A 26,300-nucleotide genomic window follows, 5' to 3' on the forward strand; every position below is an offset into this window, starting at 1 on the left:
CGCCGGGTGTCCTGGCGGGAGACGATCATGTGGATCGGAAGCCTGACGCTGGACATCCTCCTCGGGGACATCCACTCCCTGAAGGAGAAACGGTCGGTCGTCCGACCGGTGGTCGCCGAGCTGCGCCGGCGGTTCGCGGTCAGCGCCGCGGAGACCGGTGGCCTGGACCTGCACCGCCGGGTGGAGATCGGGGTAGCGGTCGTCGCCGCGGATCGCGCGCACTGCGTGGAGGTTCTCGGCGCGTGCGAGGAACTCGTCGCGCGGCGGCCGGAGTTGGAGATCCTTTCGGCGCGAGTACGGTACCTCTCCGAGGACGATGCCGACGACATGACCCGTTCTGAGGCGATTTCGCCGTAGTCGGCGGATCCGTGTCCGGTGCACGTGACCCGGCGCCGCCCGAGCTGCCCGGCCCCGAGCCGTCCAGTCCGGCCGGCTCGCGTCGCGGGCACATCCCCGCTCCCGGCGGGGTACACGGAACAGCGGGTACACGGAACGAGGGCGCCCGGAGCCGGGTGTCCGTGGGGCGGGGCATGGCACAGGGGACAGCAGGGGCAGAAACAGTGAGGTGTCGACCGGTTCGGCCGGGCACCGCGGTGTCCGCCACCCGGGTCGACCGGGCGACGAGGGAGGTGGACGGTGGCTGATCCGGCTCGTGCGCGCCGGTTGGCGGTACGCATCCGTGAAATCGTCGCGTCCACGCTGGAACGCGGTGTGAAGGATCCCCGGCTGGGGATGGTGACGATCACCGACGCGCGGGTCACTCCGGACCTGATGGACGCGACCGTCTTCTACACGGTCTACGGCGACGACGTGGCCCGGCAGGCGTCCGCCGCCGCGCTGGAGTCCGCCAAGGGCATGTTGCGCAGTCAGGTGGGCCGGGCGACCGGGATCAAGGTCACCCCGACACTGGCGTTCGTGCACGACCGGCTGCCGGACGACGCCCGGCACCTGGAGGATCTGCTCGACGTCGCCCGTCGGCGCGACGAGGAGCTCGCCCGGGTGCGCCAGGACGCGACGCCCGCCGGCGAGCCCGACCCCTACCGGCGCCCCCGGGACGTCGACGCGCTCGACGGCGATGCGCTTGACGGCGATGCGCTCGACGTTGGCGGGCTCGACGTCGACGCGCTCGACGGGGGCCCGCTGGACGACGGCCCGCGGGCCGGTGAGGACAGCACAGCCGCCCGGCAGGAGTCGGCGTCATGACGGTCGTGTCCACGGATACCGAGTCCGCCGGTCGGCCGGCCTCGGCCGGGGTGTCGGGTGGGGCCCCAACGCCCACGGCGGTCCAGCTCGCGTCGCGGCACGCCGCCGAGAGCCTGGCCGAGGCGGTGGCGGCGCTGCGCGGCGCGCTCGACGCGGGCGAGGGAATCCTCCTGCTCGCGCACGTCAACCCGGACGGCGACAGCCTCGGGTCGGCGATCGCGCTCGGGCTGGCGCTGCGCCGTCTCGGGGCCTCCCCACAGGTCTCGTTCGACGCCGATCCGTTCGTGGTGCCCCGCACACTGCGCTTCCTGCCGGGCCAGGACCTGCTCGTGGCGCCCGGTGAGCTCGGCGACAGCCCGCGGCTGGTGGTGACCCTGGACGCGGGCAGTGAGGAGCGCCTGGGCTGCCTGGCCCGCCGGCTCGCCGTGCCGCGCCGCGTCGTCGTCGTCGACCACCACGCCTCGAACACCCTGTTCGGTGACATCAACGTCGTCGACATCGAGGCGGCGTCCACGAGCGTCATGGTGGTGCGCATCATCGACGCGCTCGGCGTCGAGCTCGACCAGGACATCGCCGCCGCGGTCTACACCGGGCTGGTCACCGACACCGGCTCGTTCCGGTTCGCGGCCACGACGCCGGCCGTCCACGAGCTCGCCGCCCGCCTGCTGGCGACCGGCATCCGGCACGACCTGATCGGCCGGACGCTGTGGGACACCCACCGCTTCGGCTATCTCAAACTGCTCGGGCAGGCGCTGGAACGCGCCCGCCTCGAACCCGAGTTCGACCTCATCTGGACCTGGTGCACCGAGGCCGACCTGCGGGTGGCGGGCATCGGCTACGACGAGATCGAGGCGGTCATCGACACCGTCCGCACGGTGTCCGAGGCCGAGGTGGCCGTCGTCTGCAAGCAGGACGGCGACGTCTGGAAGATCTCGGTGCGCTCCAAGGGGGCGGTGGACGTCGGAGCGGTCTGCACCGCGCTCGGCGGCGGCGGGCACCGCTTCGCGGCCGGTATCTCCTCGTCGGCGCCGCTGGAGACCGTGATGGGCGTCTTCCGCGAGGAGCTCACCCGTGCTCCCCGCCTCGCCGGATGATCCCTCCCGTGCCCTCCTCTGAACATCCCGTGGCGGCTGGACGTCCCGTGGCGGCCGAGCGGCCCGCGGCCGTCGACGGGCTCGTCGTCGTGGACAAGCCCGCCGGCTGGACGTCGCACGACGTCGTGGCGCGGTCCAGACGCCTGCTGGGTACCCGCCGCGTCGGCCACGCCGGCACCCTGGACCCGATGGCGACCGGCGTGCTCGTCCTCGGTGTCGGCCGGGGGACCCGGCTGCTCGGCCGGCTGGCCCTGACCGCCAAGGTGTACGAGGCCACGATCCGCCTCGGCCGCACCACCACCACCGACGACGCCGAGGGCGACCCGGTGGCGGACCGCCCGGTCGACGTCGCCGCCGGCCCGCTCGCGGCGGCGATGGCCGAGCTGACCGGGGAGATCGACCAGGTCCCGTCCAGTGTCAGCGCGGTGAAGGTCGCCGGGGTGCGGGCCTACGACCGGGTCCGGGCCGGCGAGGAGGTGACGCTCGCGCCGCGGCGGGTCACCGTGAGCCGGTTCGAGCTGCTCGCCCGGCGCGACGGGACCGACCTGGACGTCGTCGTCGAGTGTTCGAGCGGGACCTACATCCGGGCGCTCGCCCGGGATCTGGGGGCCGCGCTGGGCTGCGGCGGCCATCTCACCGCGCTGCGGCGCACCGAGGTGGGGCCGTTCGGGCTGGCCGGGGCGGTGACCCTCGACGCGCTCGCCGAGGCCGGGAACGCCGCGGTCCTGCCGCTGGGGGCGGCGGTGGCGGCGACCTTCCCACGCCGCGACGTGGACGGCGAGCAGGCCCGGGACGTCGCCTACGGGCGGCGGCTGCCCGTGCTCGGCAGCCCGGGGCCGTACGGCGTGTTCGGGCCGGACGGGGCGCTGCTCGCGCTGTTCGAGGAACGCGACGGCGCGGCCCGGCCGATCGTGGTCTTCGCACCCGCGTAACGCCCCATCGCGATCGTAGATCGACTCGTGATGCCCTAGGCTTCGGCAGGTGCGACGTTGGCGCGGAGTGGAGAACACCCCGGACGACTGGCCGGGAGGAGTCGTCACCATCGGCTTCTTCGACGGCGTCCACCTGGGGCACCGGCGGATCATCGGTCGGGCGGTGGAGCTGGCACGTGAGCGTGGGCAGCAGGCGGCCGTGGTGACGTTCGATCCACACCCGGCGGAGGTCCTGCGCCCCGGGACCCATCCCGCGCTGCTGACGACGCTGCGGCACAAGGCCGAACTGCTCGAGGCCGTCGGCGTCGACGCGCTGTGCGTCGCCCCGTTCACCCTCGACTTCAGCCGGATGACCGCCGACGACTTCGTCCACGAGATCGTCGCCGGGCGGCTGCGGGCGACCGGCGTGGTCGTGGGGGAGAACTTCACCTACGGCCACCGCGCCGCGGGGAACGTGGAGACGCTGGCCCGTGGCGGCGGCGCCGAGGGCTTCACCGTGGAGGGGATCGGCCTCGTCCACGCCGACGAGCAGGTGCTCTCCTCCACGGCGATCCGCCGGCGGGTGGCCGACGGTGACGTCGAGGGCGCCGCGGTGGCCCTCGGCCGGCCGCACCGGGTCGAGGGCGTGGTGGTGCACGGGGACGCGCGGGGCCGGCTGATCGGCTTCCCGACGGCGAACCTGCAGTGCACGCCGTGGGCGGCGGTTCCCGGCGACGGGGTGTACGCCGGTTTCGCGCGGTGGTCCGGCCAGCGCCGGGCGGCCGCGATCTCGATCGGCACGAACCCGACCTTCGAGGGCCGCGACCGCCGGGTCGAGGCGTTCCTGCTCGACTTCGACGGTGACCTCTACGGCGAGTACATGGTCTACGAGTTCACCCACCGGCTGCGCCCGACGCTGCGCTTCGACTCGGTCGACGAGCTCGTCGTGCAGATGGCGCGCGACGTCGACGCCACCCGCGCGGCCACGCTCCCCGTCTGACACCGGTTCCGCGTCTGACACCGGTTCCGCGTCCGACCCGGTTCCGCGTCCGACCCGGCTTCCCGTCCGGCGCGGCGCGGGGGCCGAACGGAGTCGGTGCCCGGATGCCGACGGTCGGTGCCGGGGCGGGTCTCCCGAGGTTGATAAGCTTCCCTTTCAAGCGGGAGCGGTGTGTCCGGTGACGGCGTGCCGGTGGTTGGCTCGTGGCGGTTGCTGATGTTCGCAGGTGTTGACGTTCGTGCGCAGGTGTTCCGCGCGGAGCGCTGACACGCGGGTGTTGACGCTCACAGGTGTTGACGCTCAGTGGTCGCTGAGGCTCGGTGGTGGTCGGGAGATTCGGTGAAGGCCGATGTCCCCGGGTGGTCGCCGGCGGTGGAGCCGCGGCCGACGGCGTACACCGGCAGGAGGCTCGGGTGATGCAGACCCCGAGCGCGCGCCGCCCCGGACGAGGAACGAGGTGGGGCGTGCCGCTCTCTGGCGACGTCAAGCAGAAGATCATGTCGGACTACGCCACGGTCGACCGGGACACCGGTTCACCCGAGGTGCAGGTCGCGATGCTGACCCGTCGCATCAGTGACCTGACGGAGCACCTGAAGGTCCACAAGCACGACCACCACAGCCGGCGCGGGCTGCTCCTGCTCGTCGGGCGCCGCCGGCGGCTGCTGAACTACCTGGCGAAGACGGACATCGGCCGTTACCGCGCACTGATCGAGCGACTCGGTCTGCGTCGATAGTCAGGAGAGGGAGCGCCCCGGTGGCGCTCCCTCGGCACATCGGGGGTAGATACCGGTGTGCCGGGCCGCCGACGGCCGAGGGCCGTCGGCGGTCGGCAGGACCCAGCCGGGTCCGCGCGGCATGAGCCGCCGGTCCTCGGTCGTGGCCGCCGGAACGAGCGCCGTCGGCGCCGCCCCGGAGACTTCGACTGAGCACCGGCATCCTCCATGGCGCGGGCCCGGCCCACGATTGAGGATGGAGTATCGAGTGGACGACTCGACACAGGCGGCAGAGGCCGTCATCACGACCCCGGCCGGGGCTCGCACGGTCCGTTTCGAGACCGGTCGGCTGGCGAAGCAGGCCGCCGGCGCGGTCGTCGCCCACCTCGGCGACACGATGGTCCTCTCGGCGACGACGGTCAGCCGCTCGCCGAAGGAGCAGCTGGACTTCTTCCCCCTGACGGTGGACGTCGAGGAGCGGATGTACGCGGCCGGGCGGATCCCCGGTTCGTTCTTCCGCCGCGAGGGCCGTCCCAGCGAGGACGCGATCCTCACCTGCCGGCTCATCGACCGGCCGCTGCGCCCGTCGTTCACCAAGGGGCTGCGCAACGAGATCCAGGTCGTGGCGACCGTGCTCGCCCTCGACCCCGACACCCTGTACGACGTGGTCGCGATCAACGCGGCGAGCGCGTCGACGATGCTGGCCGGGCTGCCCTTCAGCGGGCCGATCGGCGCCACCCGGGTCGGCTACGTCGACGGCGACTGGATCGCCTTCCCGACGCACAGCGAGCTGGAGCGGGCCACCTTCGACATGGTCGTGGCCGGCCGGGTGCTCGAGGACGGCTCCGACGTCGCGATCATGATGGTCGAGGCGGAGGCCACGCCGGGCACGGTGGCCCTGGTGGCCGGTGGCGCGCCGGCGCCGACCGAGGAGGTCGTCGCCGCGGGCCTGGAGGCCGCCAAGCCGGCCATCCGTGAGCTGTGCCGGGCGCAGCGCGAGCTCGCCGCGGGCGCGGCGAAGCCGGTGCGTGAGTTCCCGCTGTTCATCGACTACCACGACGACGTGCTGGAGACCCTGACGGCGGCGGTCGGCGAGGAGCTGGCGGCGGCGCTGCGCATCGCCGGCAAGGCCGAGCGCGAGACCGAGCTGGAGCGGGTCCGGGCGCTGGCCGTGGAGAAGGTCTCCGGTCAGTTCGAGGGCCGCGACAAGGAGATCGGCCCGGCCTACCGGGCGCTGACCAAGAAGCTGGTCCGCTCGCGCATCGTCACCGACGGCGTGCGCATCGACGGCCGGTCCACCACCGAGATCCGCGAGCTGTCGGCCGAGGTCGACTACATCCCGCGGGTGCACGGCTCGGCGCTGTTCGAGCGGGGCGAGACGCAGATCCTCGGCGTCACGACGCTGGCGATGCTCCGGATGGAGCAGACCGTCGACACGCTCAACCCGGACCGCACCAAGCGGTACATGCACAACTACAACTTCCCGCCGTACTCCACCGGTGAGACCGGCCGGGTGGGCTCGCCGAAGCGCCGCGAGATCGGCCACGGCGCGCTCGCCGAGCGGGCGCTGCTGCCGGTGCTGCCCAGCCGCGAGGAGTTCCCCTACGCGATCCGCCAGGTCTCCGAGGCGCTGAGCTCCAACGGCTCGACGAGCATGGGCTCGGTCTGCGCCAGCACGCTGTCGCTGCTGAACGCCGGTGTGCCGCTGAAGGCCCCGGTCGCGGGCATCGCGATGGGCCTGATCCGGGAGGGCGACGCCTTCGTCACCCTGACCGACATCCTCGGGGCCGAGGACGCCTACGGCGACATGGACTTCAAGGTCGCCGGCACGCAGGAGTTCGTGACCGCCCTGCAGCTGGACACCAAGCTCGACGGCATCCCGGCGTCGGTGCTCGCCGGCGCGCTGCAGCAGGCGCGGGCGGCCCGGCTGACCATCCTCGAGGTGATGGCCGAGGCGATCGGCGGGCCGGACGAGATGTCCGCGCACGCGCCGCGGGTCATCTCCGTGAAGATCCCGGTCGACAAGATCGGTGAGGTCATCGGGCCCAAGGGCAAGATGATCAACCAGATCCAGGCGGACTCCGGCGCGGAGATCACTGTCGAGGACGACGGCACGATCTACATCGGTGCCGCCGACGGGCCGGCGGCCGAGACCGCCCGCTCCGCGATCAACGCGATCGCGAACCCGCAGATGCCCGAGGTCGGCGAGCGCTACCTCGGCACCATCGTGAAGATCACGAACTTCGGCGCCTTCGTCTCGCTGACGCCCGGCAAGGACGGCCTGCTGCACGTCAGCAAGCTCAAGCAGCTGGCCGGCGGCCGGCGGGTCGAGAAGGTCGAGGACGTGCTGTCGGTGGGCCAGAAGCTCCAGGTGGAGATCACCGAGATCGACGCCCGCGGCAAGATCAGCCTCGCGCCGGGCGCGGAGTCCATCGACGCCGTCGGTGCCGGATCCTGACAGGAGCGCAGTGACGGAGACGGATCTGTCCACGTCGGACGGTCGTACGTCGGACGGTCGTACCTCGCACGAGGGCACCCCGGGCCAGGCCGGGCCGGAGCACACCTCCGGCCCGCGCCCGGCCCGGGTGGCCGAGCTTCTCGCGGCGGGTCCCGGTTCCGAGACCCTGCTCGCCGGGACCGTGCGCCGCACGGTCCTGCCGGGCGGCCTGCGGGTCATCACGGAGAAGGTTCCCGGGGTCCGGTCGGTGGCGATCGGGATCTGGGTGGGCGTCGGCTCGCGGGACGAGACGCCGCTCACCGGTGGCTGCTCGCACTACCTGGAGCATCTGCTGTTCAAGGGCACCCCGAGCCGGGACGCCCTGTCGATCAGCGCCTCCGTCGAGGCCGTCGGCGGTGATCTCAACGCCTTCACCGCCAAGGAGTACACCTGCTACTACGCGCGGGTGCTCGACGTGGACATGGATCTGGCGATCGACGTCGTCTGTGACATGGTCGCCAACTCGCTGGTGACCGCCGACGACGTCGAGGCCGAGCGGGGCGTGATCCTCGAGGAGATCGCCATGCACGAGGACGACCCGGGCGACGTCGTGCACGACGTCTTCGCCGACGCCGTCCTCGGCTCCTCCGTCCTCGGCCGCCCGGTGCTCGGCACGGTTGACACCATCGAGGCGCTCGGCCGGAAGACGATCTTCGACTACTACCGCGAGCGGTACGCGCCGCCCGCGCTGGTCGTCTCGATCGCCGGCAACATCGAGCACGACCACGCCCTCGACCGGGTGGTCGCGGCGTTCGCCGACCGGCTCACCGGGCCCGCGACGCACCAGGAGGTGCGTCGCGGCGAGTACCCGTTCCCGCCGCCGCCGGGCATCGTCGTGGCCAACCGGCCGACCGAGCAGGCCCACGTGGTGCTCGGCACGGCCGGCATCTCCCGGCACGACCCGCGCCGGTACGCCCTCGGCGTGCTGTCGACGGCCCTCGGCGGCGGGATGAGCTCGCGGCTGTTCCAGGAGGTGCGGGAGAAGCGCGGGCTGGCCTACTCCGTGTACTCCTTCGACAACCAGTTCGCCGACGCCGGGCTGTTCGGCGTCTACGCGGGCTGCACCCCGGGGCGCGCCGACGAGGTGCTGGAGATCTGCCGCGAGCAGGTGCACCGGATCGCCGAGCACGGGATCACCGCCGAGGAGCTGGAGCGGGCCCGCGGCCAGAACCGCGGCGGCCTGGTGCTCAACCTGGAGGACACCGGGTCGCGGATGAGCCGGCTCGGCAAGAGCGAGCTCGTCCACGGCGAGCTGCTCTCGGTCGACGAGGTGCTCGCCCGGGTCGAGGCCGTCACCCTCGACGACGTGCGGGCCGTCGCCGGCGAGCTAGTCGACCAGCCGTGGGCGCTCGGCGTCATCGGCCCGTTCGAGGACCACGACTTCAGCGCGGCCGTCGCGCGGTGATCCGCGCGGCCGCCGGCGGTACCGGACACGTGGAGGGCACGGAATGATCGGCGTCGGGGTACTCGGAGCCCGTGGCCGGATGGGCGCGACCGTCTGCGACGCCGTCCGCGCGGCGCCGGACCTGGAGCTGGTGGCCGAACTCGACGCCGGCGACGACCGCTCACCGGCGGCGAAGGCCGACGTCGTGGTGGACTTCACCCATCCCGACGCGGTCATGGACAACCTGCGGTGGGCGGTGGAGAACCGCGTCCACGCGGTGGTCGGGACGACCGGTTTCGACGACGCCCGCCTCGCCACGCTGCGCGGCTGGCTCGCTGCCGAGCCGTCGGTGGGCGTGCTGGTGGCGCCCAACTTCGGGATCGCCGCCGTCCTGATGATGATGTTCGCCGCCCGCGCGGCGCCGTACTTCGAGTCGGTGGAGATCGTCGAGCTGCACCACCCGAACAAGGCCGACGCGCCCAGCGGCACGGCGCGGCGCACCGCCGAGCTGATCGCCGCCGCCCGGGCCGCGGCCGGGGTACCCGCCGCCGGTCCCGACGCGACGACCTCCGCGCTGGACGGGGCGCGCGGGGCACGGGTGTCGGGTGTGCCGGTGCACGCCGTCCGCCTCGGTGGGCTCGTCGCCCACCAGGAGGTTCTGCTCGGGGGCGCGGGCGAGACGCTGACGATCCGGCACGACTCGCTGGACCGGGCCTCCTTCATGCCGGGGGTCCTGCTGGCGGTGCGCGAGGTGGCCGCCCGCCCGGGGCTGACGGTCGGCCTGGAGCCGTTGCTCGACCTCGGCTGAGAGGCCGCCCGCCTCCGGCCGACCACCTCCCGGCCCTCGGTCGACTGCCTCCGGGACCTCGCCCGACCATGTCCCGAACCGGGTGTCGTCAACCCGTCACCCGGTCCGGTGGCGGTCCGGCCCTGCCCGGATGGATAGGTTTCGGGTGTGGTGCGACAAGCGGGCGGGCGGGCGGGGCCGAACACCGGCACGGTTTTCGGCATCGATCTCGGGACGACTTTCAGTTGCCTGGCGCGGGTCTCCGGCGCCGGAGACCCCGAGATCATCCCGTTGATGGACGGGGCGCGGACCCTGCCGAGCGTCGTCCTGTTCGTCGGCCAGGACGACTACATCACCGGTGAGACCGCGCGCCGCCTGGCGCGGGCCCGTCCCGACGACGTGTGCGCCCTGGTCAAGCGGCGGATGGGCGACGGCGACTGGCGGTTCGTGACCCATGGGGCGGCCTGGTCCGCCCCGGCGGTGAGCGGGCTGATCCTCAAGGCGCTCGTGTCGGACGCCGGCCTGACCACCGGCGAGCCCGTCCGGGACGTGGTGATCACCGTCCCGGCCTACTTCGGCGACGAGGAGCGGCGGGCCACTGTGCTCGCCGGCGAGTACGCCGGCCTGAACGTCGTGGACGTCATCAACGAGCCCACCGCCGCCGCGCTGTCCTACGGCTTCGCCCGCTTCGAGGTCGGCAGCCGGCGGACCCTCGCCGGCCCGGGCACGATCGCCGAGGAGGTCGCGCTCGTCTACGACCTCGGCGGCGGGACGTTCGACGTCACCATCGTCGAGCTGGCCGACCGCCGGGTGTCCGTCGTCGCCACCGACGGTGATCACCAGCTCGGCGGGGCCGACTGGGACGAGAAGATCGTGCTGTTCCTCTCCGACCGTTTCCTCGCCGCCCATCCCGAGGCCGACGACCCGCTCGACGACGGCGAGGCGGCCCAGGAGCTGCAGCTCGCCGCCGAGCGGGCCCGCATCGAGCTGACCGACGCGACGTCCACCGTGGTTACGGTCAGTCACGGCGGCAGGTCGCTGGACATCACGCTCACCCGGGACGAGCTGGAGCGGCTCACCGCCGGCCTGCTCGACCGCACCGTCACGCTGACCCGGGCCGCGATCGACGCGGCCCGGGAGCGCGGGGTGCGCGGGATCGACCGGGTGCTGCTCGTCGGCGGGGCCTCGCGGATGCCGGCGGTGGCCCGGCGGCTGGCCGCGGAGCTGTCCGTCCCGGTGGAGCTGACCGACCCGGATCTCGCCGTCGCCCGCGGCGCCGCGATCTACGGCGAGAAGAAGGCGCTGGAGCGGATGGTCGCCGTCGACCTGGTCACCCGTGGCCAGCTGGTGGACGGCGCCGCCGTCGACACCGCGGCCGCCGCGGACCTCGACGCCGCGTGCGCCCGGCTGGCCGACGCCCTCGGGCTGTCCGCCGAGCGGGTCCGGCGCACGGTCGAGGTCCAGGTCGTCAACGTGGTCTCCCGTGGCTTCGGGGTGCTCGCGCTGAACCGGTTCGGTGACCAGGGCGCGGTCTTCCTGGTACACCGCAACGACCGGCTGCCGGTCGCGGTCCGCCGCCCCTTCGGAACGGTACGTGACGATCAGGACACGGTGACCGTCTACGTGGTGGAGCAGGCCGGCGGGGTCGAGTCACCGCGGGTCGAGGACAACAAGGTGATCGCCGAGGCGGAGATCACCGGAATCCCACCGGGCTATCCCGCCGGAACCCAGATTGAGATCATGTTTCGGATGGGCTTCGACGGCATCCTCGAGGTGACGGCACGCCACGAGGGGCTCGCCGACCGGCCGCTGACCGTCCGGGTGGAGACCTCGGCGGCGCTGAGCCAGGCCGACGTCGCCCGCGAGCGGGAGCAGGTCGCCCGGGCGCGGCGCGAACGCGGCGAGGGGCCTTTCGGCTCCGGGCCGTCGGGCGCTGGGCCGTCGGGCGCTGGGCCGTCCGGTGGCGGCGGCGCGGGAGACCCGCTGCGCAAGAACCGGCCCGGGGACGACCGCGGCGGGCTGGGCGGCTCGCCCGGCGCGCCCGGCTGGACGTAGGCCGCCGCCCTGCGCTGGTGGCGCCGGCCGTGCCGGAAGGGGCGGGCCGGCGCCGGACGGAACGGCCGGAGAGCGTGACGGAAAGGGAGTCCACGGTGCTGCCCTTCGACTCGAACGACTACCGGCGGCGCGTGCTCGCGGCCGTGCACGCCCGTGGCGGCGCCGAGCAGAGCGACCCCTTCGAGCTGTACGACATCCCGATCGAGGAGGCCGGCCGGCTCGGCGACGAGCAGGTCCGCGCGCGGATCGACGCCGTCTGGGCGTTCTGGCAGCGCAGCCGGGACCATCCCCGCTACCGGGGCGTGATCATCGCTTTGCTGGGCCTGCACGACGAGCTGTCCGCAGCGCTCGCCACCGCCGCGTCGCGCGCCGAGCTCGCCGCCCGGGTCGGTGCCGCGCGCGAGGCGCGGGACGGCGAGCGCTTCGCCGAGCTCGACGCCGCCGTCCGCCGGCTGGTCAGTCGGTTCGGTGGCCTCCCCGAGGACAAACTGGCCGGGCTGCGGGCCCTCGCCGCCGCGCACGGCGTCGACGACGCGGCGTTCGCGACGCGTACCCGCAGGTACCGGGTGCTGCCGGTGGGCGCGTCCGAGCGGGCCGGCGCGGCGACGCCGCGCCGACCCGTCCCGGCCGAGGTGCTGCGCCAGATCCGGGCCGACCTCGACGAGCTCGGCCGGATCGCGGGCGTGACCCCGCCGCGGAGCCTGTTCGACCTGCTGGGGGTCGCCCCGGGCGCCGGCCGGGAGGAGATCAGGGCCGTGCGCGACGCCGCCGCGGCCCGTAACCGCGAGCGCCGGCCGGACCGGCGGCGGGCCCTGCTGGACGATCTGCTCACCGCCGTGCGGGCCCTGCTCGTCGACGGCGACCCCGAGGCGTATCTGGACGCGCTGGTCGAACCCGTGCGGGCGGTGCTGCGCCCGCGGGTCGCCACCGCCGTGCTCATCGAGGACCGCCTGCTGCCCTCGGCCGCCGCCGAGCTCGTCGCCCAGGCCGAGGCGGAGGGCCTCGACCCCGGCCGGGCGCGCGCGGTCGTCGCCGACCTCGCCCGTGAGAACGGGGTGGACGCGCCGGTCGTCGCCTCCGGCCCGCGGCCCGGGGGCGGCTCACCCGCCGGTGGGCCGGCCACGGGCGCGGCCTTCGACGGCGACGGTGACGCCGGTGCTGGTGCCGGTGCCGTGCCGGGGAGCGGTGGTCCGGGCCGCCCGGTGCCGGTCAACCCGGTGCCGGTGCGTCCGGAGCCGGTGCGGGCCGCCGACTGGCAGAGCGCGCTCTCCCGGGCGCGGGCCGCGCTGCGTGCCGGCCGCCCGATCGCCGCCAGCGACGAGATCACCCGCGCCCGTGAGATCGCCGGCGAGACGCTGCCCCCGATCCGGGCGGTCGGCGACGAGGTGGAGCGGGCCATCCGGGCGGCCGGTGAGCGCTGGCGCGCGATCGTCGCGGAGCTCGCCGCCAACCGCCAACATGCCGTGGTCCGCCTCGCCGACGAGCTGGCCCGCCTCGGCGCGGACGTGCCGGGCCCCGACGGACGCGTCCTCGACGAGGTGCTCGCGGCGGCCCGGGCCCGGTGCGCCCAGGCGGACGACCTCGTCCAGCGGGCCCGGGCGCGGTCCGGCCTGGAACGGAGCCGGCTCGCCCGCGAAGCGCTGGCGCTCGCTGCGGACCACGATGAGGCACAGGAGCTGGCGGGTTTCTCCTCATCCGGCGACCATCAGCCGCAGCCGCAGCCGCAGCCGCAGCCGCAGCCGCAGTCCTCGGCGTCGGCGACAGCGGCGTCGGCCGGGCCGGCAGTGGGGGGATCCGGTGCCGATCCGCTCCCGGCCGCCGGCCGGCCGGGCGGGCCGCCGGCGGGCCAGCCGTGCGGGTCGCCGGTCGAGGCCGGCCGGCCCGCGCAGGCCGAGCGCGTCGTCGAGCCGCCGAGCGGCGTGACCGCCCGGTGGGACGGCGCCTCCGTGGTGATCAGCTGGCGGCCGACGCCCACCCCGGGCGAGGCCCGCTACCGGATCCGCCGGATCACTTCGGACGGCAACTCGCGCGCGGTCGGAGTCACCTCGGCCACGACCATCGAGGACGGCGGTGTCTTCCGCGGCGCGTCGATCCCCGAGTACGAGGTGATCGCCGGGATCGACGGCACCTGGTCGCGCCCGGCCCGCTGGCCGAGCCCGACTCCCGCTCCCGTTCCCACCGCCGCTCCCGTTCCCACCGCTGCTCCGGTTCCCACCGCCGCTCCCGTTCCCGACCCCGCGGCGCGGATCGAGGTCGGGCAGCCGTCGTTCGTCGTGCCACCGGCCGGGCCGCGCACCGCGGCCGACGACGCGGGTCCCGTGTCCGACCTGCGGATGGTCGACGGACGCCTGTGCTGGACCTGGCCGGCCGGCTGCACGGAGATGATGGTCACGGCCCGGGCGGACCTGCCGCCGGCGGGCGCGCAGGAGCTCGGCTCCACCACGCGCAAGGTGACCAACACCCGTTACGACATCGACGGTGGCTTCCTGCTGCCGGCCGTCCGCCCACTGCACGTGGCGCTCTTCGCGTGCGTGCGGGTGCGCGGCGAACTGGTCGTCGCGGGCACGGCGGCCGGGCGGTGCCTGGTCGACCCCACCGGTGTCCTGACCCTCGTCCGCCCGGAGCCGGGCGGGGGCGCGCAGGCCGCCGCCGCGGGTGTGGCCGGGAGCGTCCAGGAGGACGAGTGAGCCACGGCTGTCATCCGACCGCCGCGGTTTCCGCGTCCGGAGGGACCCGCGGGCGGCGTTGTATGGTTTCGATCGTGCTTCTCCTGTCTCGACATCGGTGATCGCCGCGCTTCCAGGGTCCGATGAGTGCGCCCCGCCCAGGCGTGCGCACGCAGCAGTGTCGAGAACGAGGAGTTTGTCCCGGCCATGGCCGACGCACCGATAGTCCGCCCCACCCCGGTCAGCGGGTTCCCCGAGTGGCTTCCCGACGTCCGGATGGTCGAGCTCCGCTGGCTCGACACCATCCGCGCCACCTTCGAGCGGTACGGGTTCTGCTCGGTGGAGACCCCGTCGGTGGAGGCCCTCGAGGCCCTGATGGCCAAGGGGGAGACCTCGCAGGAGGTCTACACCCTGCGTCGCCTGCAGGCGGAGGACGACGACGACAGCGCGCGCCTCGGCCTGCACTTCGACCTGACCGTGCCGTTCGCCCGCTACGTCGCCGCCCACTTCAACGACCTGGTCTTCCCGTTCAAGCGCTACCAGATCCAGCGGGTGTGGCGGGGCGAGCGGCCGCAGGAGGGCCGGTTCCGGGAGTTCACCCAGTGTGACATCGACGTCATCAACGTCGACAACGTCCCGCTGCACTTCGACGCCGAACTGCCCCGGATCGTGCACGAGGTCCTGACGACGCTCGCCGTCCCGTCCTGGACGTTGAACATCAACAACCGCAAGATCCTGCAGGGGTTCTACGAGGGGCTCGGGATCGGTGACCCGCTCGCCGTCATCCGGGCCGCGGACAAGATCGACAAGATTGGTCCGGGTGGGGTCGAGGCGCTGCTGACGGGGCCGGTCGGGCTCACCGCCGAGCAGGCGCGTGCCTGCCTCGACCTGGCCCAGGTCAGGGGCTCCGACGCCGGTGTCGTCGACGAGATCGGCCGGCTCGGGGTCAAGTCCGAGCTGCTGACGGAGGGTCTCGACGAGCTGGCCCGGGTGCTGGACGACCTGGCCGACCTGCCGGCCGGCTCCGTCGTGGCCGACCTGTCGATCGCCCGCGGCCTGGACTACTACACGGGCACCGTCTACGAGGCCAAGTTCGTCGACGCACCCGGATACGGCAGCATCTGCTCCGGCGGCCGGTACGACGACCTCGCGGGCACCTTCATCCGGCGCAACCTCCCCGGGGTCGGGATCTCGATCGGTCTCACCCGCATCTTCGCCAAGCTCGTCGCGGACGGCCTCATCGGCGCGGGCCCGTCCAGCCCGGCCCAGGTGCTCATGGTGATCCCCAGCGACGAGCGCCGGCCCGAGGCGCTCGCGACCGCCCGGCTGCTGCGCGGCCGGGGCCTCAACGTGGAGACGTACCACCAGGCGGACAAACTGGCGAAGCAGATCAGGTACGCCTCACGCAAGGGCATCGGGCACGTCTGGTTCCCGCCGTTCGCCGACGACCGCCCGCACGAGGTGAAGAACATGGCCACCGGCGACCAGGGCCCGGCCGACCCGGCGGTGTGGGCACCCGCGGGCTGACACCCGCTTGGACACCCGGAGGCGCCACCCGGGATGTCGCGGGGCCGCCTGAGCGCCACGCGGCCGCGCCGCCGGCCGGCGGCGCGGGAGACGGGCCGGTCGGTGGTCGCGGCCGCGTGGGAGACACGGTGCCCGCTGCGGGCGCGGAGCCGGCCGGGAGTTGACGGGGGCGGAGACCCCCGGCCGGACCGCGCCACTGGAGCGGGCACCGGACCCCTCGCCGACTGTGGCGAGGCGCCCACATCCGGTGTACCACGGCGCGTCGCCGGTGCCACCGCGGTGTTCCGGACGGGTCACCGGACGGGTAAGTGGGTGACGACACGGGCCGGTTGGGCGGTTCGAACGTAACCGGTCCGGTGCATGCCGATGCCAGCCGGCGGGCGTGGGTTGGTTTCTCGTCGTGGCTCCGTCGATGCTGCCGCCGGACGGCACCGGTGGAGCCGATACCGTGGGGCGCAGCCGCTCGTGTCCCGCGCCGAGCGGTTTGGACGCGGTCCGGCGCGTGCACCACCCTGGCGCGAACGCGGCCCGGCCGCGCGGACGTCCACGAGTGGAGACGGTGGAGGTCGCTGTGGTGGAGGTCGGAGTGCCTGACGAGATCGACGAGATCGACGAGACCGCCGGGTCGGAGCAGCTCGACGAGCCGAGCCCCGCCCCCGCGGCGGCCCGGATGAAGGTCCAGGTCATAGCCCGAACGGAGTTCCTCCCGCCGGACGACGTCCCGTGGAGCACCGACGCCGAGGGCGGCCAGGCGCTCGCGGAGTTCGCCGGGCGCGCCTGCTACCAGAGCTGGAGCAAGCCGAACCCGGCGACGGCGACGAACGCCGGCTACCTGCGGCACATCCTCGACGTCGGCCACCTGTCGGTGCTCGAGCACGGAACGGTCTCGCTGTACATCACCGGTGTCTCCCGGAGCCTGACCCACGAACTCGTCCGGCACCGGCACTTCTCCTACAGCCAGCTCTCCCAGCGTTATGTCCCCGAGCACGACGCGGCGGTCGTCGAACCCGAGGTGATCGCCACCGATCCGGAGCTGCACGCCCTGTTCACCGAGGCGGCCGCCGCGTCCATGGACGCGTACGCGCGGCTGCTGGAGGGCCTGGAGAAGCGGTTCGCCGACGTGTCCGCGCCGACCTCACGCCGCAAGCAGGCCCGTCAGGCCGCCCGCTCGGTGCTGATGAACGCGACCGAGACCAGGATCGTCGTCACCGGCAACTACCGTGCCTGGCGGCACTTCATCGCGATGCGGGCCAGCGAGCACGCCGACGTCGAGATCCGCGGGCTGGCGATCGCCGCGCTGCGCGCCCTGCGGGGCGTGGCGCCGAACGTCTTCGCGGACTTCCGGGTGACCACCCTCGACGACGGCACGGAGGTGGCTTCCAGCCCGCTGGTCGGCGAGGGCTGACCGCGGCCGGTGGCTGGCGCGGCGCCCGGCGGGGCTGTCGCGCCGGCCCAGGGCCGTCCATCCAGGCCGTTCATCCAGGCCACCCAGGCCGATCGGGGGTGCCGTTCGGGAAGGCCGTCCCGGCCGCGGGGCGTCGAAAGGGCCGCCCGGCCGGGGCCGGGCCGACACTCGCAAGGGACCACCGGCCCGGCGTTCACGCGACGTTCGCCCCGGTTTTGTCCGGGCGGAGTTAACCAGGTCCAGCCTTACAACGGATCAGCGTTCCGTCCGGTGTCGAGGGAACGATGGTGGGGCCGCCGGCGGCGATACCGGCACCGGTACAGCACCCACACGGCAACGACACAGGCGAGGCACGGTACAGACGAGGCAACGGCGCCGAGGCGGGACCAGCTGGAGAGGGCGGGCATGATCAACGTCGCCGAGATCGACGCGGAGTCCGGTGTGCGGAGCACGGGTCCGCTGTCCACCGAGGAACTGCGACTGATCGACGCCTACTGGCGTGCCGCCAACTACCTCGCGGTGGGGCAGATCTACCTGCTCGACAACCCGTTGCTCAGCGAGCCGCTGCGGGCCGAGCACGTCAAGCCGCGGCTGCTCGGGCACTGGGGCACCACGCCCGGGCTCAATCTCATCTACGCCCACATGAACCGGGTCATCCGTCGCAACGACCTCGACGCGATCTACGTGATCGGCCCCGGCCACGGCGGGCCGGGCATCGTGGCCAACACCTATCTCGAGGGCACGTACAGCGAGATCTACCCCTCCGTCACCCAGGACAGAGAGGGCCTGCGCCGGCTGTTCCGGCAGTTCTCGTTCCCCGGGGGGATTCCCAGCCACGTGGCACCGGAGGTGCCCGGCTCCATCCACGAGGGCGGTGAGCTGGGGTACGCGCTCACCCATGCCTACGGCGCCGCCTTCGACAACCCCGGCCTGGTGGTCGCCGCCGTCGTCGGTGACGGCGAGGCGGAGACCGGCCCGCTGGCGGCGAGCTGGCACTCCAACAAGTTCCTCGACCCGGTGCGCGACGGCGCGGTGCTGCCGATCCTGCACCTCAACGGGTACAAGATCGCGCAGCCGACGATCCTCGCCCGCATCCCCGAGTCGGAGCTCGACGCGCTGATGCGCGGCTACGGCTACGAGCCGCTGCACGTCACCGGCGACGACCCGGCCGACGTCCACCAGCAGTTCGCCCGGGTGCTCGACACCGCCGTCTCGCGGATCTTCGACATCCAGGACCGCGCCCGCCGCGGCGGCGACTCGTCCCGGCCGGTGTGGCCGATGATCGTCCTGCGCACGCCGAAGGGGTGGACGGGCCCGTCGACGGTCGACGGCCGGCCGGTCGAGGGGAACTGGCGCTCGCACCAGGTGCCGATCGCCGAGCTGCACGGCAACCCCGAGCATCTGGCCCTGCTGGAGTCGTGGCTGCGCAGCTACCGGCCCTGGGAGCTGTTCGACGCCGACGGGCGGCTGGTCCCGGAGCTGGCGTCGCTGGCTCCCGTGGGCACCCGCCGGATGAGCGCGAACCCGCACGCCAACGGCGGTGAGCTGCTGCGTGACCTGACGTTGCCGGACTTCCGCGACTACGCCGTCGACGTCCCGCAGCCGGGAGTGAGCTTCAACGAGGCGACGCGGGTGCTGGGCGGCTTCCTGCGCGACGTCATGCGGTCGAACCCGAACACCTTCCGGGTGATGGGTCCGGACGAGACCGCGTCGAACCGTCTCGGGGCGCTGTTCGAGACCACGTCCCGGGCCTGGAACGCCGAGACGGTGCCGACCGACGAGGACCTGGCCCCGGACGGCCGGGTGATGGAGGTGCTCTCCGAGCACCTGTGTCAGGGCTGGTTGGAGGGCTACCTGCTCACCGGTCGGCACGGCTTCTTCTCGTGCTACGAGGCGTTCATCCACATCGTCGACTCGATGGTGAACCAGCACGCGAAATGGCTGAAGGCGACCCGGCACATTCCCTGGCGCCGGCCGATCGCCTCGCTGAACTACCTGCTCACCAGCCATGTCTGGCGCCAGGACCACAACGGCTTCTCGCACCAGGACCCGGGCTTCATCGACCACGTGGTCAACAAGAAGGCCGAGATCATCCGGGTCTACCTGCCGCCGGACGCGAACACGCTGCTCTCGGTGGCCGACCACTGCCTGCGCAGCCGGCACTACATCAACGTCATCGTCGCCGGCAAGCAGCCGGCGCTGAACTATCTGCCGATGTCGGACGCGATCGCGCACTGCACCCGCGGCCTGGGCATCTGGGACTGGGCGAGCAACGACCACACCGAGGACGGCGACGGCACCCCCGACGTCGTCATGGCCTGCGCCGGGGACATCCCGACCCTGGAGACGCTGGCCGCGGTCGACATCCTGCGCCAGAACTTCCCCGAGCTGAAGGTGCGGGTCGTCAACGTGGTCGACCTGATGTGCCTGCAGGCGGAGGCCGAGCACCCGCACGGCATGTCCGACGCGCGCTTCGACGCGCTGTTCACCGAGGACCGCCCGATCATCTTCGCCTACCACGGCTATCCGTGGCTGATCCACCGCCTCACCTACCGCCGGCGCAACCACGGCAACCTGCACGTCCGCGGCTACATCGAGGAGGGCACGACGACCACGCCCTTCGACATGGTCATGATGAACAACCTCGACCGCTTCCACCTGGTCGTGGACGTGATCGACCGGGTGGCCAGCCTCGGCGCCCGCGCGGCGCACGTCCGGCAGCGGATGATCGACGCCCGGCTCGCGGCCCGCGCCTACACCCGCGACCACGGCGAGGACGACCCGTGCATCCGTGACTGGACGTGGCCCTACTGACCGAGGGCCTGCTCACCCAGGGCCCGCTGGGCCCGCTGACCGAGGGCGGCACCCGCCCACCCCCCCCCGGAAGGACCGATAGACGTGGCGGACGTCCCGACGCGGGCTACGGCTGGCGCCGTCGCGGCGGCGGCCGTCGTCGCGGCATCGGTGAACGTGCTCGTGGTGAACGCGGGCTCGTCCAGCGTGAAGCTGCGCCTGCTCGACCCGGATGACCGGGTGCTGGCCGCGCACGACCTGCGCGCCGTCGCCGGGCGGCCCGACCCGGCGGAGCTGGAACAGGCCGTCGACGCCCTCGCGCACGCTGGCGAGGTCAGCGTCACCGGGCATCGCGTCGTGCATGGCGGGTCGACGTTCACCGACCCGGTGCTCGTCGACGAACAGGTCGAACGGCGGCTGCGGGAACTCGTCTCGCTGGCGCCGCTGCACCAGCCCGCGGCGCTGGCGGCGCTGGCCGACGTGTCGGAGGCGCTCCCCGGTGTCCCGCGGGTGGCCTGCTTCGACACCGCCTTCCACGCCCGGATGCCACCCGAGGCCGTCACCTACCCGGTCCCGGCCCGGTGGCGTGAGCAGTACGGCGTCCGCCGCTACGGCTTCCACGGTCTGTCGCACGCCTACGCCGCCCGGCGGGCGGCCGAACTGACCGGTGCGCGCCGGGTGGTGACCGCGCACCTGGGCTCGGGCGCGTCACTGGCCGCGGTCCGCGACGGCGTCAGCATCGACACGACCATGGGCTTCACCCCGCTGGAGGGTCTGGTGATGGCGACCCGCTCCGGCACGGTCGACCCGGGGCTCCTGCTCTGGCTGCAGACCGAACAGGGGCTGACCGCGCAGGAGCTCACCGACGCGCTCTTCCACGAGAGCGGGATGACCGGCCTGGTCGGCTCGGCGGACATGCGGGCCATCCTGACCGGCGCGCGCCGGGCGGGTACCCCCGAGGCGCTCGGCATGGCCGTCTACCTGCACCGGCTGCGGGCCGAGACCGCCGCGATGACGGCCTCGCTCGGCGGCCTGGACGCCCTGGTCTTCACCGGAGGGGTCGGGGAGCACGCCGGCCCGGTGCGCTCGGGTGCCGCCACCGGGCTCGCCTTCCTCGGGGTCACGGTCGACGAGGAGCGCAACCTCTCCTACACCGGCGGCGACCTCGACATCAGCGCGCCGGGCGCCCCCGTGCGCACCCTGATCGTCGAGGCACGCGAGGACGTCGAGATCGCCCGCGCCGCCCGCGAGCTCCTGGCCACCCTGACCTGAGCCGTCCGGGGCGCCGGCCCGGGGAGATCGTGGGCTGCTACGGTCTCGTGGTGTGATCGGCACATTCCGGAGTGTTCCTCCCGGTTTCCGGGCCGGGGGCCGTTGAGTGGCGGGCTCGGGCGGCGGCGGCTTCGGCGGCTTCGGTGGCTTCGGCGGTCCAGGGGGAACCGGCGGCGGGGCCGGTGGTGCCGGCGGCTCGGGGCCGGTCAGCCGGCTGCGCCGGTGGACGAGGCGGGACGACGCCGACAGCGCCCCGGTGCTCGACCTCACCGACGTCGACGAGGTCACCACGATGTTGCTCGCGCCCCCGGCCGAGTACGCCGGGCTGCGGCGCCGGGTCGTCGACCAGTTCACGATCGTCAGCGCCAACCGTTGCCGACTCACCCGCTCGGTGAACTGGGGCCCGCTCGACGGGCTGCTGAACAGCATCGTTCCGGGCACCGGGCGGCTGGACACCGCCGGTCGGCTGCCGCCGGAGGTCTGCCTGCTGCTGCCGATCTCCACGTTGCCCAAGCGCGCCCTGGTCGGCTTCGACCTCGCCGGCCCGGGCGGCTCCGACGCCCACCTGATGCCGTACGGGACGTCCGTCGCGATCCAGGGCAACCTGATCGCGCTGCTCGCCGACGCCGCCGGCTGCCCGTTGCCCGGCCCCGCGCGCCGCGTCGTGGACGCGATCTCCAGGTTCCGCCCGGGGCGGCTGTCCGGCAACCTGCCCGGCCTGGTGCCCCGCCGGGGGCGTCCGCTTCCGCTCGACGCCGTCGCGACCTACCTCGCCCGCGAGGCGGATCTGTCGGTGCCGGAGGTGACACTGCGGTCCTGGCAGGCGCTGCTCGAACCGGCCCAGCTCCTGCTGCGCTCGGTGCTGGCGGAACCCTTCGACCCACTGAGCAGCGCGGACACGATGCTGCTCGCGGCCGGCGAGCTCTGGCGTGATCCGGACGTCCCCACCCCGCTGGAGGTCGCGCACATCGGTCACTACCTGCGGGAGTTCACCGGCTGGATCGACGAGCTGAGCCTGGCGGGCCCGGCCGCGGTGCCGGTGCTGAGCACGGTGGCGGAGTACGGGCGGCGCTGGGAGGCGCTCGCCGCCGTCACCCTGGACCCGTACCGCCCGTGCCTGATCAAGATGTCCGAGGAGCGGCGCACGGTGCTGACCCGCCGCTGCCCCGTCCAGGACGAGTCGCTCACCCCGCGGCAGCGGTGGCTGACGCCGGTGGCGCTCGTGGACATCGACCCGGGCGGGCCGGGCAGCTATCACGTGAGCGTGGGCACCGACGACACCAGCATCGAGCTGAGCACGCCGATCACGGTCGACCTGGAGCACCGCCGGATCGCCCGGACCTACGTCGAGGACGTCCACCAGAACCGTGAGGTGTACGCGTTCTACACCACCGACGCGCGGCGGGCGGCGCGGGCGAAGCTGGTGGTGGGCCTCAGTGTGTCGCCGGACGTCGCCCGCGTCACGGTCGCGATCCTGGTCCTGATGTGTCTCACCGTGGCCTTGTCGGCGCTGCCGTTCGAGCTCGGGGCCGACGCGGTCGCGGTCGTCGCGGTGCCGTCGTCGTTCGCGGCGACCCTGCTGCTGACCAGGGAGCGGTCGAGCCTGGCGGCCTGGGTGCTCGGGCCGGCCAAGCAGGCGCTGCTCGCGCTGCTGGTGGCGCTGGCGGTGCTCTCGGGGCTGCGCGCGCTGGGCTGGCACACTCCGCCGCCGGATCCCGGTGGGTCGATCACGTACGTTCCGGGAGCGTCGCCCCAGCTCGGGGCGCTGGCACCGGCTTCGCGGCCGGGTCGTGCGGTGGGCTTGTCCTTATCGGTGGCCGTGCCGGACCAGCCGGGCACCTGGCGGGCGGCGGGGGCTGGTCCGCGCCGCTGAACGGCGACCGCGGCACCGGCCGTGGCGGTACCCTGAACCCACTGTCGTGCGAGACGGGGCGGTGGGCATGCCGAAGAACTACGGCGCAGGCGTCACTTGCGGCGCGGTCACTGGCGGTGCGGTCGCCGGTGGCGCGGCTCGCCGGGGCGGCCCGCTGTCGTTCGTCCGTCTCGGTCGTCGTGAGCTGTGGATGCGGCTCGACCGAAACATGGTCGCCGGTGCCCGTCGAGGGTCTGCGAGCCATCCTCCCGCCGCCTCCCCGGGCGCGGCGGGGGTGGCGTCCGGGTCATGAAAGCCGCTCAGAAGTAGTTCCTGGTTCCTGCCCCGGCCCGCCGGTGCGGCGGCCGACCCGGTTTGACCGTCCGGTCGGTGCCGCCCGCTCGCGGCGGGGGTCCGCCGACTGGCGCCGCTCGGTGACCGTCGGAGGAGATGTCGGAGGTGCCCGCTAGCGTGGCAGGTATGTCAGCATTGCCCCCGGCCCCGTTCGGGCGGATGATCACGGCGATGATCACGCCGTTCACCGCGGACGGCGGCCTGGACGTCCCCGGCGCCGCGGCGCTCGCGGAGCATCTCGTCGACGCCGGAAATGACGCGCTGGTCATCAACGGCACCACGGGCGAGTCGCCCACGACGTCGGATGCCGAGAAGGACATCCTGGTGCGGGCCGTCCGTGACGCGGTCGGCAGCCGGGCCCAGGTGATCGCCGGCGTCGGCACGAACGACACCCGGCACACCGTCGAGCTGGCCGAGGCGGCCGAGAAAGCGGGCGCCGACGGCCTGCTCGTGGTCGCCCCGTACTACAACAAGCCGCCGCAGGCCGGGCTGCTCGCGCACTTCCGGGCGGTCGCCGACGCGACATCGCTGCCTGTGATGATCTACGATATTCCCGGCAGGTCCGGTGTACCGGTCGAGACCGAGACTCTCCTGAAGCTGGCCGAACACTCGCGTATCGTCGCGGTCAAGGACGCCAAGGACGATCTCTCCGCGTCTTCGTGGGTACTGGCCAACACCGGCCTCGCCTACTACTCGGGCACGGACGTGCTCAATCTTCCGCTTCTGTCCGTTGGTGCGTGCGGTGTGGTCAGTGTCGTCGGTCACGTGGCCAGCCCCGCCATTCGGGCGATGATCGAGGCCTTCGGGGCCGGTGAGGTGGGTCGGGCGATCGCGCTCCACAAGGGCTTGCTGCCCGCATATCAGGGAATCTTCCGCACTCAGGGTGTGATCACGACGAAGGCGGCGCTGGCCATGGCCGGCCTGCCCGCGGGTCCGGTCCGCTCCCCGCTCGTCGACGCGACGGACGCCGAGCGTGCCCGGCTGCGGGCCGATCTGGCCGCGGCCGGGCTCGATCCCGGGTCCCCGCCCGGGCTCTCGGGGTCGGGCGCCGCCGTGGTCGTCCCGGGGACGGCGGCTTCATGACGCGTCCGCACCCGGAGCTGGGCCCGCCGCCGCCGCTGCGCGCCGACGGCCTGCGGATCATCCCGCTCGGCGGCCTCGGCGAGATCGGTCGCAACATGACCGTGTTCGAGCACTCCGGGCGGCTGCTCATCGTCGACTGCGGGGTGCTCTTCCCCGAGACGGACCAGCCCGGCGTCGATCTCATCCTGCCGGACTTCACCGCCATCCGGGACCGCCTGCAGGACATCGAGGCGGTCATCCTCACGCATGCGCACGAGGACCACATCGGTGCCGTCCCGTACCTGCTTCGTGAACGGCGTGACATCCCGCTGGTCGGCACCCGGCTGACGCTCGCGCTCATGGTGGCCAAGCTCGCCGAGCACCGGATCCAGCCGGTGACCATGCAGATCCGCGAGGAGGAGAAGCACTCCTTCGGTCCGTTCGACCTCGAGTTCCTCGCCGTCAACCACTCCATCCCGGACGCCGTCGCGGTCGCCATCCGCACCGACGCGGGCCTGGTGCTGCACACCGGCGACTTCAAGATGGACCAGCTCCCGCTGGACGGGCGGCTCACCGACCTGGGCGGCTTCGCCCGGCTCGGCCGCGAGGGCGTCGACCTGCTGCTCTCGGACTCGACGAACGCCGAGGTCCCCGGTTTCGTCGCCTCGGAGCGCGCGATCGCCCCCGTGCTCGACAAGGTCTTCCGCGAGGCGGACCGGCGCATCGTCGTCGCGTGCTTCGCCAGCCACGTCCACCGCGTGCAGCAGGTGCTCGACGCCGCCGAGTCGCACGGCCGGTCGGTCTGCTTCGTCGGCCGGTCGATGGTCCGCAACATGGGTGTCGCCCGTGATCTCGGCCTGCTGCGCGTCCCACCCGGCCTGGTGATCGACAGTCGCGACGTCGACTCGCTTCCCGACCGCAACATCTGCCTGGTCTCGACCGGGTCGCAGGGCGAGCCGCTGTCCGCGCTGTCCCGCATGGCCAACCGGGACCACGCGATCCGGATCCAGGAGGGCGACACGGTCGTCCTGGCCTCCAGCCTGATCCCGGGCAACGAGACGGCCGTGTTCCGGGTGATCAACGGCCTGACCAGGTGGGGCGCCCGGGTCGTGCACAAGGGCGTGGCGATGGTCCACACCTCCGGGCACGCCCCGGCCGGTGAGCTGCTCTACGTGCTCAACGCGACCAAGCCGTCGAACATGATGCCCGTGCACGGCGAGTGGCGGCACCTGCGCGCGCACGGTGCGCTCGCCGAGGCCACCGGCGTCCCGCCGGACCGGGTCATCATCGCCGAGGACGGCATGGTCATCGACCTCATCGACGGCCAGGCGGAGATCACCGGGGCGGTCCCCTGCGGGATGGTCTTCGTCGACGGGCTCGCCGTCGGCGACGTCGGGGAGTCGAGCCTGAAGGACCGGCGGATCCTCGGCGAGGAGGGCTTCATCACGATCACGGTCGTGGTGGATGCCGCCGCCGGCAAGGTCGTCGTCGGCCCGGATCTCTCCGCCCGCGGGTTCTCCGACTCCCGGGCCGCGTTCGAGGAGATCCGTGGCAAGCTCGCGGACGCCCTCGCCGACGCGATGCGCTCCGGCATGACCGACACGAACGCGCTGCAGCAGCTCGTCCGGCGCACGGTGGGCCGTTGGGTCAACGACCGCTACCGTCGCCGCCCGATGATCCTCCCGGTCGTCCTGGAAGTCTGAGTCGTCCTGGAAGTCTGAGGAA

At 73.3% G+C, this 26,300-nt stretch carries 18 protein-coding genes; all 18 read left to right on the top strand.

Annotated elements, in window-relative coordinates; genetic code table 11:
- Positions 1-27 precede the first annotated feature (27 nt).
- The 18 genes from B056_RS0125000 to B056_RS0125085 all read left to right on the top strand — a co-directional run bounded on the left by B056_RS0125000 (position 28) and on the right by B056_RS0125085 (position 26,278).
- Positions 28-357 carry a DUF503 domain-containing protein gene (locus B056_RS0125000; protein WP_035752735.1) on the top strand — a complete coding sequence of 110 codons (330 nt, stop codon included), beginning with the start codon at positions 28-30 and terminating at the stop codon, positions 355-357.
- Positions 358-636: 279 nt separating this feature from the next.
- Complete coding sequence (gene rbfA, locus B056_RS37880) at positions 637-1,203, top strand: 30S ribosome-binding factor RbfA (protein WP_035752698.1); 567 nt, start codon at positions 637-639, stop codon at positions 1,201-1,203.
- A complete protein-coding gene (locus B056_RS0125010; RefSeq protein ID WP_018504593.1) occupies positions 1,200-2,297 on the top strand; it encodes a DHH family phosphoesterase in 1,098 nt (365 codons plus the stop codon). The genes rbfA and B056_RS0125010 overlap by 4 nt, the downstream gene beginning before the upstream one ends.
- On the top strand, positions 2,294-3,229 hold the full coding sequence (gene truB / locus B056_RS0125015; RefSeq protein WP_407672417.1) for a tRNA pseudouridine(55) synthase TruB: 936 nt from the start codon (positions 2,294-2,296) through the stop codon (positions 3,227-3,229). Before B056_RS0125010 ends, truB begins: the two co-directional genes overlap by 4 nt.
- A gap of 49 nt (positions 3,230-3,278) precedes the next feature.
- Entirely contained in the window at positions 3,279-4,208 is a 930-nt protein-coding gene (locus B056_RS0125020) for a bifunctional riboflavin kinase/FAD synthetase (RefSeq protein WP_026240119.1), read from the top strand.
- Between the two features lie 464 nt (positions 4,209-4,672).
- Positions 4,673-4,942: a 30S ribosomal protein S15 gene (gene rpsO, locus B056_RS0125025; RefSeq protein ID WP_018504596.1), complete on the top strand. Its 270-nt coding sequence runs from the start codon at positions 4,673-4,675 to the stop codon at positions 4,940-4,942.
- Positions 4,943-5,189: 247 nt separating this feature from the next.
- The gene (locus B056_RS0125030) at positions 5,190-7,379 is read left to right on the top strand and encodes a polyribonucleotide nucleotidyltransferase (protein WP_018504597.1); all 2,190 of its coding nucleotides are present in this window, start codon (positions 5,190-5,192) and stop codon (positions 7,377-7,379) included.
- Between the two features lie 10 nt (positions 7,380-7,389).
- The gene (locus tag B056_RS0125035; protein WP_018504598.1) at positions 7,390-8,823 is read left to right on the top strand and encodes a M16 family metallopeptidase; all 1,434 of its coding nucleotides are present in this window, start codon (positions 7,390-7,392) and stop codon (positions 8,821-8,823) included.
- Positions 8,824-8,866: 43 nt separating this feature from the next.
- Entirely contained in the window at positions 8,867-9,610 is a 744-nt protein-coding gene (gene dapB / locus B056_RS0125040; RefSeq protein ID WP_026240120.1) for a 4-hydroxy-tetrahydrodipicolinate reductase, read from the top strand.
- Between the two features lie 147 nt (positions 9,611-9,757).
- Positions 9,758-11,644, top strand: a complete 1,887-nt coding sequence (locus B056_RS0125045; RefSeq protein WP_018504600.1) for an Hsp70 family protein — start codon at positions 9,758-9,760, stop codon at positions 11,642-11,644.
- A 74-nt stretch (positions 11,645-11,718) separates the two neighbouring features.
- A complete protein-coding gene (locus tag B056_RS0125050) occupies positions 11,719-14,331 on the top strand; it encodes a hypothetical protein (RefSeq protein WP_326828246.1) in 2,613 nt (870 codons plus the stop codon).
- A 186-nt stretch (positions 14,332-14,517) separates the two neighbouring features.
- Complete coding sequence (gene hisS, locus B056_RS0125055) at positions 14,518-15,837, top strand: histidine--tRNA ligase (RefSeq protein WP_020572696.1); 1,320 nt, start codon at positions 14,518-14,520, stop codon at positions 15,835-15,837.
- 670 nt (positions 15,838-16,507) lie between these two features.
- A complete protein-coding gene (thyX, locus tag B056_RS0125060; protein WP_035752738.1) occupies positions 16,508-17,242 on the top strand; it encodes an FAD-dependent thymidylate synthase in 735 nt (244 codons plus the stop codon).
- A gap of 405 nt (positions 17,243-17,647) precedes the next feature.
- Positions 17,648-20,056, top strand: coding sequence for a phosphoketolase family protein (locus B056_RS0125065; protein ID WP_018504604.1), 2,409 nt, complete (start codon positions 17,648-17,650; stop codon positions 20,054-20,056).
- 84 nt (positions 20,057-20,140) lie between these two features.
- The gene (locus tag B056_RS0125070) at positions 20,141-21,307 is read left to right on the top strand and encodes an acetate/propionate family kinase (RefSeq protein WP_018504605.1); all 1,167 of its coding nucleotides are present in this window, start codon (positions 20,141-20,143) and stop codon (positions 21,305-21,307) included.
- Positions 21,308-21,413: 106 nt separating this feature from the next.
- Positions 21,414-23,180, top strand: a complete 1,767-nt coding sequence (locus B056_RS0125075; RefSeq protein ID WP_018504606.1) for a hypothetical protein — start codon at positions 21,414-21,416, stop codon at positions 23,178-23,180.
- 429 nt (positions 23,181-23,609) lie between these two features.
- Positions 23,610-24,596, top strand: a complete 987-nt coding sequence (gene dapA, locus B056_RS37885; protein WP_051105732.1) for a 4-hydroxy-tetrahydrodipicolinate synthase — start codon at positions 23,610-23,612, stop codon at positions 24,594-24,596.
- Positions 24,593-26,278 (top strand): ribonuclease J, encoded by a 1,686-nt coding sequence (locus B056_RS0125085; RefSeq protein WP_018504608.1) that lies wholly within the window; start codon positions 24,593-24,595, stop codon positions 26,276-26,278. Before dapA ends, B056_RS0125085 begins: the two co-directional genes overlap by 4 nt.
- Positions 26,279-26,300 lie beyond the last annotated feature (22 nt).

The organism is Parafrankia discariae (assembly GCF_000373365.1).
Taxonomy (GTDB): Bacteria; Actinomycetota; Actinomycetes; order Frankiales; family Frankiaceae; genus Parafrankia; species Parafrankia discariae.

Bases quoted from the DNA above. Each gene is read 5' to 3' on its own strand.
- B056_RS0125000 (WP_035752735.1), top strand. From the start codon at position 28: ATGTGGATCGGAAGCCTGACGCTGGACATCCTCCTCGGGGACATCCAC.
- B056_RS0125010 (WP_018504593.1), top strand. From the start codon at position 1,200: ATGACGGTCGTGTCCACGGATACCGAGTCCGCCGGTCGGCCGGCCTCG.
- truB (WP_407672417.1), top strand. From the start codon at position 2,294: ATGATCCCTCCCGTGCCCTCCTCTGAACATCCCGTGGCGGCTGGACGT.
- dapB (WP_026240120.1), top strand. From the start codon at position 8,867: ATGATCGGCGTCGGGGTACTCGGAGCCCGTGGCCGGATGGGCGCGACC.
- hisS (WP_020572696.1), top strand. From the start codon at position 14,518: ATGGCCGACGCACCGATAGTCCGCCCCACCCCGGTCAGCGGGTTCCCC.
- thyX (WP_035752738.1), top strand. From the start codon at position 16,508: ATGAAGGTCCAGGTCATAGCCCGAACGGAGTTCCTCCCGCCGGACGAC.
- B056_RS0125065 (WP_018504604.1), top strand. From the start codon at position 17,648: ATGATCAACGTCGCCGAGATCGACGCGGAGTCCGGTGTGCGGAGCACG.
- dapA (WP_051105732.1), top strand. From the start codon at position 23,610: ATGTCGGAGGTGCCCGCTAGCGTGGCAGGTATGTCAGCATTGCCCCCG.
- B056_RS0125085 (WP_018504608.1), top strand. From the start codon at position 24,593: ATGACGCGTCCGCACCCGGAGCTGGGCCCGCCGCCGCCGCTGCGCGCC.